Here is an 8,770-nt window from a genome sequence, read left to right on the forward strand (position 1 = left end):
GTGTCGGATGGCGGGGACGCCGCAAGTACGTCCTTGTAGGCTTGGCAGCCGCATCCATGCGGCTGACACCCCGCAATCCGACACCGCCCCGCCTTCGACAGTTGTCCGGTGTCTGTTGGTCCATCTGTGCTTCGCTTGGATCAAATCCAATCGAAATCGAATATTTCGACAATTGATCGAAGAGCATCCACGCATGGCGTGGRTCTACGTGTCGAYCAAGGTCGACACCCACCAAGAGCAGGCCATGACATTCCGACAGATCGCGGGAAATTGTCGGAGGCGGGGAGGGGGCAGATGGCGGGGGCGTGAGCGCCATGGATGGCGCGACCGAGCTTACATGGACGTACTTGCAGCGTCCCCCGCCATCTGTCCCCTCCCCGCCATCCCAMGRAATGCAGGCTTTTGCTGTTGCTGTTGCTGTTGCTTCGGCTGTTGCTGTTGCTTCGGCCTCTGCGGGTGCCGGGCGCAACCCGGCCGAAGCCCCTTCACTCCTGACCGGTGTCATCCAGGCTGATGATTCCGCGACGCAGTGCCTGGGTTACTGCGTGCGTCCGGTCGCCAACGCCCAGTTTTTCCATCAGGCTCTTCATGTGTGCCTTCACCGTCTGCTCGGAAATCTGCATGCGTTCGCCGATGCGCTTGTTCGACAGGCCGCCGGCCACGTGGCGCAGCACTTCGGTTTCGCGTGGCGACAGCCGGTCTTCCACCACGTGCGCGGCGATGCTGGCCGCCACTTCCGCCGGGATCGGTGCGCGGCGGCCACTGGCCACGGTGCGGATGGTGGCCACCAGTTCGTGGCGCAGCATGTCCTTCAGCAGGTAGGCGCTGGCACCGGCCTGCAGCGCGCGCACGGCGCGCACGTCGCCGCTGTAGGTTGTCAGCACGATGATGCGTGCGCGGGGATCGATCGCGCGGATCCGCACGATTGCTTCCACGCCATCCATGCGTGGCATCTGCAGGTCCATCAGCACCACATCCGGGCGCAGCTGCTGGTAGCGGGCAAGGGCTTCCTCGCCGTCGGCTGCTTCGCCGAGCAGGCGCAGGTCGGCATGTGCGCCGAGCAGTGCGGCCAGGCCATCGCGCAACAGCGGATGGTCATCAACCACCAGCACGCCGATGGGAGGAAGGGATTCAGTCATGGGAGGTTCTGCTCCAGGGCCAACGCCAGCGCGATGGATGTCGGTGATACAAGCGACGCGCCGGCACGGACAGTGCGACTTCGGTACCCAGGCCGGGGCGTGTCCACAACTGCAGCTCCGCACCCAGCCGTTGTGCGCGCTCGCGCATGCCCTGCATGCCCCAGTGTCCGCCGCCGGCATTGTCATTGGCGATGCCGACGCCATCGTCGCGCACATGCAGCAGGAAGCAGCGCGTGCCGTAGGACAGTTCCACTTCGATGGCACTGGCCTGCGCATGCCGCAGCGCGTTGCGGATGGCCTCGCGCCCGATCAGGAACACTTCCTCGGCGGCTTCGGCCTGCAGCGGCGGCGGGGTGCCTTCCATGGTCAAACGCAGTGGATTGGTGCCTTGGCCTGCATATTCGGCATGCACGTCGGCCAGCGCAGAGGCGAGATCGCGGCCGGCAAACGGTGCGTCGCGCAGCGCGTTGACCCGTTCCCGGCCTTCGGCCAGATTGCGCTCGGCCAGCAGCATCGCCGATTCCAGCTGGGTGCGTACCGGCTCTGGTGTCTGTGCCGACTGGCTGATGGCGTGCAGGCGCAGGATGAGTCCCTGGCTGCCCTGCAGCAGGGTGTCGTGCAGWTCGCGCGCRATGCGCTCGCGCTCGCCGTTGCGTTCCTGCAGGCGGGCGCGGAACAATGCCGCCAGCTGCCGGCTGCGGACCCGCACGGCCAGCGCCAGCGCAGCCATCACCACGCAGACGCACAACAGTTTGAACCAGGCGGTCTGCAGGAACGTCGGTGCGATGTGGAAGCTGCGGCTGGCTGGCGTGCTGCTCCAGATGCCATCTTCGTTGGCTGCTTCCACCTCGAAGCGGTAATGGCCCGGTGCGAGGTTGGTGTAATAGGCGCGCGTGCTCGCGCCGGCCTCCTGCCAAGCGTCGTCCACGCCGGACAGTCGGTAGCGGTAGCGGTTGCGCTCCGGCCGCGCCAGCGACAGCGCGACATAGTCGATCTGCAGCTGGGTAGTGCCGGCCGGCAGGCGCAGTCCCTCCTGCAACGGGGCCTGGGTACTGCCATACAGCACGTCACCGATGCGCACGCCAGGCGCCATGGTGTTGATGTGCGACTGCCGCGTGTCCAGCCACGCCAGGCCTTGATTGGTGGCAAGCCACAGCAGACCATCAGCCGCCAGTACCGCAGTGGGGATGGGGCCGCTCTGCAGGGCGATGCCCGGCATGCCGTCAACCGCGTCGAACAGGCGGGGGGCTATCGCCTGTTCGTTGCGCAGCGCGCTGCGCAGGGTGGCAACCTGCAACCGCACCAGGCCGCGGCTGCCATTGAGCCAGAGCAGCCCGTTCGCATCGGCGACCATGCCGGTGATGCCTTCCAGCACGCCGGCCATGTCGGTGCGCACCGGCAGGAAGCGGCCGTTGCCGAAACGCGCGGCCAGGCCGGCCTCGCCGGCGACCAGCAGCAGATCCTTGTGCTGGAGCAACGCGGTTACCGGGCCTACCGACAGACCTTCGGTGGCGCCGTAGGAGTTGACCGTAGCGCCGTGCAGGCGGCGCAGGGTGCCATCGGCGTAGCCCAGCAGCAGCGCACCGTCATCGGTACGCGCCAGCGACGAACAGGCCTGCTCGGGAAGCCGGGTTTCGCGACGCCAGCGGTTGTCCGTGTAGTGCAGCACCGCGCGTTCGCCGGCGCAGGCCCAGGCCTGGTCCGCATCGGCAAACAGCAGGGCGTGCAGTGGCTGCCCGGTGAACGGTGCCGGCAGCGGTATGAGGGTGGTGTGGCCGCTGACGGTACGCGCCAGATTGATCCAGTCGAACTGCCACACCGGAGTGGGTGCCTGCCGTGCCGCGGCCTGCAACTGCGCAGCGCTGCCGCCCAGCAGCGGACGCCGCAGGTCGAACAGCTTCAGGTCTTCGCCATAGCCATACACCCGGCCATCAATGGCGCGTACCAATGACCGGTACGGATCGGTAGGGCCCACGGACAAGGTCTGCACGCTGTGCGCACGGAAGCGGTTGAGGCCGAGGTTGGTGCCTACCCAGATGTTGCCTTCGCGATCGGCAAGGACCGRCACTGCCGACGTCGCGGTAAGGCCCTGCGCGGCATCGAAGCGCTCCATGCGCACAGCCTGTTGGCCGTCGAAGGTGACCCGGGCCACGCCACCGTGCGGGCTGAGCGTGGCCCACAGGGCCCCGTCGGCCGTGAACTGCAGACGCGAGGCGATCAGCCCGGGCAGCCGCCGTGCTTCACGTTCCTCGGCGGGCAACAGGCCATGCGCGTTGGCCAGCGGCGACGTGCCGCGCACGCGGTCGGCCAGCCAGACTTCGCCGCGCGGGCTCTCGACCAGCGAGGCCATCTGCGAGACCGCGATGCCGGTGGCTTCGAAGCGGGCCGCGCCAGGAGGGCGACGCCATATCTGCAGGTCCGCCAGCACCCAGAACGTGCCGTGGCGGTCCTGCAGCACCCATTGCACGCGTCTCTGCGGCAGGCCGAAGGAAGCCGGCGGCTGCTGCCAGCGACGTCCATCGAACCAGCGCAGGCCACCATTGACGGCAGCCCACAGGCGGCCGTTGCGGTCATGCGCGAAGCGGGGGACCACACCCACCGGCACGCCCTGCGGGCGGCCGAAGCTGCGCAGGCGTTCCTGCGTGAACTGGCTGATGCCTGCCTGGAAGTAGCCGATCCACAGGCCACCATCGCCGCCATCGAGGCCGAGGGTAACCATGTTGGTGGAGGGAAAACGGGTGCCTGCCGGTGCGGCCTGCCGCTCGAAACGCCGGCCGTCGAAGCGGTACAGGCCCGAACCCGTCGCCAGCCACAACATGCCCTGGCGGTCCTGGACGATATCCCAGATATCCCCCGGGGCGCCCTGGCCGACGCGCCAGGCGGTGTGCTGATAGCCGGGCATGCCATCGCTCACTGCGGGTTGCTGCACGGCGAAGACGGGCAGGGCAGTCAACAACAGCAGGCACGACAGCAGCGCCGGCAGGCGACGCAGGAAGGGGAAGGGGCGGCCACGCATGTGGTCATTCTGGCAGGTGCGGGGCAGGCCGGGGTGACCCGTTCGGGGTAGGCGTACCGCTTCGGTGTCCGCTATCACGCCGTGATGGATGACGGAGCCCGGCGATGCAGCGCTTGTATGTGATGTTCCCTGACCGCGGCCCCGGACTGGGATTGCTGTGGCTGCGCCTGTGCGTGGCAGGAGGGCTGTTGGCGGGCGGAAGCCCGGCCGGTGTGCCGGGACTGATGTGCCTGGCGGCGATCGGCCTGCTGCTGCCCGGGCTGCTGACCCCGCTGGCGGTGCTGCTGGCGGTGCCGGGGTTGTACGGGCAGGGCGCGGCGCTGCCCTGGCTGCTGCTGCCGTTGGCCCTGCTCATGCTGGGGCCGGGCGCGTATTCGCTGGATGCGCGGTTGTTCGGCCGCCGCCTGCTGCAGCGCCGGCCTCCCCCGAATGGGTGAGCGCCGGCCTCGACCGACGGGGGTAGGGCGATCGCAGCCGGCGGCACACCATGGGTGCTCCCGTCGCGGCGCTCCTTCATGGCTACCGTCCAGCCTCCTGCCCTGTCCGCAACCACGTTGGCACCGCACCAGTCGGCTGCCCTGCAGCGTGCGCTGCGCTACATCGACGAGCACCTGTCGCAGCCGCTGCGGGTGACCGAGCTGGCTGCCGTTGCCTGCGTAAGCCGGTTCCATCTGGTGCGGTTGTTCCGCATGGGTACCGGCGCCAGCCCGCTGCGCTACGTGCGCCGTCGCCGCATCGAACGCGCCACGCAGCTGCTGCCGACGGCCGCGCAGTCGATGACCTGCCTGGCCCAGCATCTTGGCTTCTTCGACCAGAGCCACTTCGTCCGCAGCTTCCGCGCCGAGACCGGCTGCAGTCCCGGCCAGTACCTGGCCGATGGCGCGGCACGTTCCCAGCCCCCTGTTGTTTCCTCCACCGGAGTCCACCCATGAGCCTCGCCACCGCCACCCCCGCCAAAGCACTGCTGTCACCGGCCGACCACGCCCTGATACTGATCGACTACCAGTCGCAGATGGCATTTGCCACCCACACCATCGACATCTCCGCGCTGCGCAACAACGTGTCGTTGATCAGCAAGGGTGCCAAAGGTTTCAACGTGCCGGTGCTGCTGACCACGGTGGCCGAGAAGTCGTTCTCCGGCCCGATGTTCCCGGAGCTGCCGGCGATCTTCCCCGGCCAGGCGGTGTTCGATCGCACGTCGATGAACACCTGGGAAGACCAGCCGGTGATCGATGAGGTGAACCGCATCGGCAAGCGTCGGCTGGTGCTCGCCGGCTTGTGGACCAGTGTGTGCATCGTCGGCCCGGCGCTGTCGGCGCTGGAGCAGGGGTTTGAGGTCTACGTGATCACCGATGCCTGCGGCGATGTGAGCGAAGAGGCGCACGAACGTGCGATCGCCCGCATGGTGCAGGCCGGTGCCGTGCCGATCACCAGCGTGCAGTACCTGCTGGAACTGCAGCGCGACTGGGCGCGTGCTGAAACCTACGACCTGACCACCGGCATCGCCCGTGACCATGCGGGTGGCTATGGCGTCGGCATCCAGTACGCCAAGACCATGTTCGGCGCGCAGGAAGGCGGGCACTGAGCGTGCGCGATGGCCATGGCCTCGACCTGGCCTTGTTGATCCTGCGGGTGGCGGCGGGAGGATTCCTGCTGCCGCATGCGCTGGGCAAGTTGTTCGGCTGGTTCAACGGGCCAGGCCTGGCAGGTTTTGCCGGCGAACTGCGTGGCTTCGGTCTGCCGTCGTCGGCGCCGCTGCCACTGCTGCTGGCGCTGCTGCAGGTGGTGGCCGGTAGCGCTGTGATGCTGGGCTGGCAGGCCCGGATCGCCGCGCTTGTCGCTGCCGCCTTCATCGCCTTCACCGCCCTGCTGGCGCTGCGCAACGGGTGGTTCTGGATGCGCGGCGGTGCCGAGTATCCGTTGTTGTGGACGCTGGCACTGCTGGCCATCGCCCTGGCCGGGCCCGGTGCATGGGCGGTGGACGGTCTGCTTCTTTCTGGAGACATCGCGTGAACAACGAACCTCTCGATCCTGGCCGCCGCAATGTGGTGCTGGCCACCAGTGCCGCGCTGGCGCTGGGCCTGGCTGGCGGTACCGCCTCGGCCATCCAATCCCCTTCCAAGGAGCGTCGCATGAGCACACTGGTCATCCGCAACGCACGCATCACCACGCTTGATCCGCAGCAGCCGCATGCGCAGGCACTGGCCGTGCAGAACGGCCGTATCGTTGCCGTGGGAAGCGACGAGGACATCATGCGCGGTTGGGGCAGCGAAGCCACGATCGTCGATGCGCAGGGGCGGCGCATCGTGCCCGGCCTCAATGACAGCCACACCCACCTGATCCGYGGTGGCCTGAACTACAACCTSGAACTGCGCTGGGATGGCCTGCGTTCACTGGCCGATGCGATGGCCATGCTGAAGGCGCAGGTTGACCGTACGCCCGCGCCGCAGTGGGTGCGCGTGGTCGGTGGATTCACCGCGACCCAGTTCACCGAAAAGCGCCTGCCGAGCCTGCAGGAGCTGAACGACATCGCTCCGGATACGCCGGTGTTCCTGCTGCACCTGTACGACCGCGCGCTGCTCAATCGCGCCGCGCTGCGTGCCTGTGGCTATACCAGGGAAACGCCGGACCCGCCCGGCGGGCAGATCGTGCGCGATTCGCTGGGCAACCCGACCGGCCTGCTGCTGGCCAAGCCGAATGCATTGATCCTGTATGCGACCCTGGCCAAGGGGCCGAAGCTGCCGGTCGAATACCAGGCCAATTCAACCCGCCAATTCATGCGCGAGCTGAACCGCCTGGGCATCACCTCGGTGATCGACGCCGGAGGCGGTTTCCAGAACTACCCCGAGGACTACCAGGTCATCGAGCAGCTGCATCGCGATGATCAGCTGACCGTGCGCATCGCCTACAACCTGTTCACCCAGAACAAGGGCAGCGAGGTCAGCGATTTCCGCGGCTGGAGCGAGATGCTGCAACCGCGCCAGGGCGATGACYTSCTGCGSCACAAYGGYGCCGGCGAGATGCTGGTGTTCTCSGCAGCCGACTTTGAACTGTTCAACGAGCCGCGCCCGGAACTGCCACCGGAACTTGAGCCGGAGCTGCACGATGTGGTGAAGCTGCTGGTGGAGAAGCGCTGGCCGTTCCGCATCCATGCGACCTACGACGAAAGCATCAGCCGCATCCTCGACGTCTACGAGCAGGTCAACCGTGAGGTGCCGTTCGATGGCCTGCACTGGTTCATCGACCATGCCGAGACCATCACCCCGCGCAACATCGAGCGTATCCGCGCACTGAACGGCGGCATCGCCGTGCAGCACCGCATGGCCTAYCAGGGCGAGGCATTCGTGCAGCGCTATGGCGTGCAGGCGGCGCGGCACACGCCACCGGTGAAGCGGATGCTGGCCGAGGGCGTGCCGGTCGGCGCCGGCACCGATGCTACCCGCGTGGCCAGCTACAACCCGTGGGTGGCGCTGTCGTGGCTGGTGACGGGACGCACCGTCGGCGGCCTGGCCCTGTACGGTGATGAGAACCTGCTGGAGCGCGAGCAGGCCCTGCGCCTGTGGACACAGGGCAGCGCCTGGTTCTCCGGCGACGAAGCGGTGAAGGGCACGCTGAAGGTGGGCCAGCTGGCCGACTTCATCCTGCTGTCGTCCGACTTCTTCCGCGTCGATGAGCAGCAGATCGCCGACATCACCAGCCTGCTGACCGTGGTGGGTGGCCGCATCGTGCATGGCGACGGCGACTACGCCGGGTTGGCGCCGCAGCTGCCTCCGGCGATGCCGGACTGGTCGCCGGTGAACCGCTTCGGTGGTTACCACGTCGGTGGCGGGGCGACCGGGTTGGCTGCGGCGCACCGTCATCACCACCATGGTGTGGCCTGCAGCACCCACGGTGCGCATGGCCACGCGGTTCGTCATCCGGCGCCAACCGACGACCTGACCGCGTTCTGGGGCGCGATGGGGTGTTCGTGCTTCGCGTTCTGACCTTGGCATCGCTGGTGTTGCCGTCGTTGGCGCTGGCCTGCGACGGTGGTGCCTGTACCACGATTGGCGACGGCCAGTTGCAGTGGGATGCATCGCTGCGCCTGCGTGGCATGTACTACGCCCCGACCCGGTTTGGCGTCGGTGCTGGCGACGATGGCTACGGCCTGCTGCGTGCGCTGGCTTCTGCCTCCTTCGCGCAGGGTGGTTGGCAGGCGAAGCTGCAGCTGGGTACGCATGCCGAGCGCGGCAAGGCCGGTGGCCCAGGTCGTACCGATCGCGGCGCGCTGGACGTGCAGCAGGCGTACTGGCGCTGGTCCGGCGCTGGCATGCACGTGCAGCTGGGACGGCAGGAAGCGGGCTATGGCAGCTCGCGCCTGTTGTCGGTGCGCGACGGGCCGAACATCCGCCTGGCCTTCGATGGTGCGCGGGTGGGGTGGCAGGGCAGGCTGGGCGCACTGGACCTGATGGCGCTGCGCCCGGTCGAGAACCGCCCGGGTGCTTTCGATGACCGCAGTGAGCGCGGTGCACACCTGCTCGGCGCGTATGCGACCACGTCCAAGGGTGCTGGCATCAGCCAGTGGGACCTTTACCTGCTCGACTATCGTCGCGAGGGCGCGCGCTTCGCCGTGGGC

The 8,770-nt window shown here is 67.8% G+C and carries 8 protein-coding genes; 6 read left to right on the forward strand and 2 right to left on the reverse strand.

The window, feature by feature from the left end; genetic code table 11:
- Window positions 1-485: 485 nt before the first annotated feature.
- Both AC1VAN_RS04550 and AC1VAN_RS04555 read right to left on the reverse strand, forming a co-directional pair.
- Complete coding sequence (locus AC1VAN_RS04550) at window positions 486-1,139, reverse strand: response regulator (RefSeq protein ID WP_442251866.1); 654 nt, start codon at window positions 1,137-1,139, stop codon at window positions 486-488.
- Window positions 1,132-4,155 carry a sensor histidine kinase gene (locus AC1VAN_RS04555; protein WP_480985344.1) on the reverse strand — a complete coding sequence of 1,008 codons (3,024 nt, stop codon included), beginning with the start codon at window positions 4,153-4,155 and terminating at the stop codon, window positions 1,132-1,134. The genes AC1VAN_RS04550 and AC1VAN_RS04555 overlap by 8 nt, the downstream gene beginning before the upstream one ends.
- A gap of 104 nt (window positions 4,156-4,259) precedes the next feature.
- On the opposite strand from AC1VAN_RS04555, the gene AC1VAN_RS04560 reads away from it, so the two are divergent.
- The 6 genes from AC1VAN_RS04560 to AC1VAN_RS04585 form a co-directional block, all read left to right on the forward strand.
- The gene (locus AC1VAN_RS04560; protein WP_032975282.1) at window positions 4,260-4,592 is read left to right on the forward strand and encodes a hypothetical protein; all 333 of its coding nucleotides are present in this window, start codon (window positions 4,260-4,262) and stop codon (window positions 4,590-4,592) included.
- 78 nt (window positions 4,593-4,670) lie between these two features.
- A complete protein-coding gene (locus AC1VAN_RS04565) occupies window positions 4,671-5,087 on the forward strand; it encodes a helix-turn-helix domain-containing protein (protein ID WP_025878527.1) in 417 nt (138 codons plus the stop codon).
- Window positions 5,084-5,740, forward strand: coding sequence for a hydrolase (locus tag AC1VAN_RS04570; RefSeq protein WP_032975283.1), 657 nt, complete (start codon window positions 5,084-5,086; stop codon window positions 5,738-5,740). The genes AC1VAN_RS04565 and AC1VAN_RS04570 overlap by 4 nt, the downstream gene beginning before the upstream one ends.
- 2 nt (window positions 5,741-5,742) lie before the next feature.
- Window positions 5,743-6,168, forward strand: coding sequence for a DoxX family protein (locus AC1VAN_RS04575; RefSeq protein ID WP_025878529.1), 426 nt, complete (start codon window positions 5,743-5,745; stop codon window positions 6,166-6,168).
- A gap of 119 nt (window positions 6,169-6,287) precedes the next feature.
- On the forward strand, window positions 6,288-8,138 hold the full coding sequence (locus AC1VAN_RS04580; RefSeq protein WP_480985346.1) for an amidohydrolase: 1,851 nt from the start codon (window positions 6,288-6,290) through the stop codon (window positions 8,136-8,138).
- A partial coding sequence (locus AC1VAN_RS04585; protein ID WP_480985345.1) for an alginate export family protein occupies window positions 8,117-8,770 on the forward strand: 654 nt, incomplete at its 3' end. The genes AC1VAN_RS04580 and AC1VAN_RS04585, both read left to right, overlap by 22 nt.

This window comes from Stenotrophomonas sp. 05L44_2 (assembly GCF_056665995.1).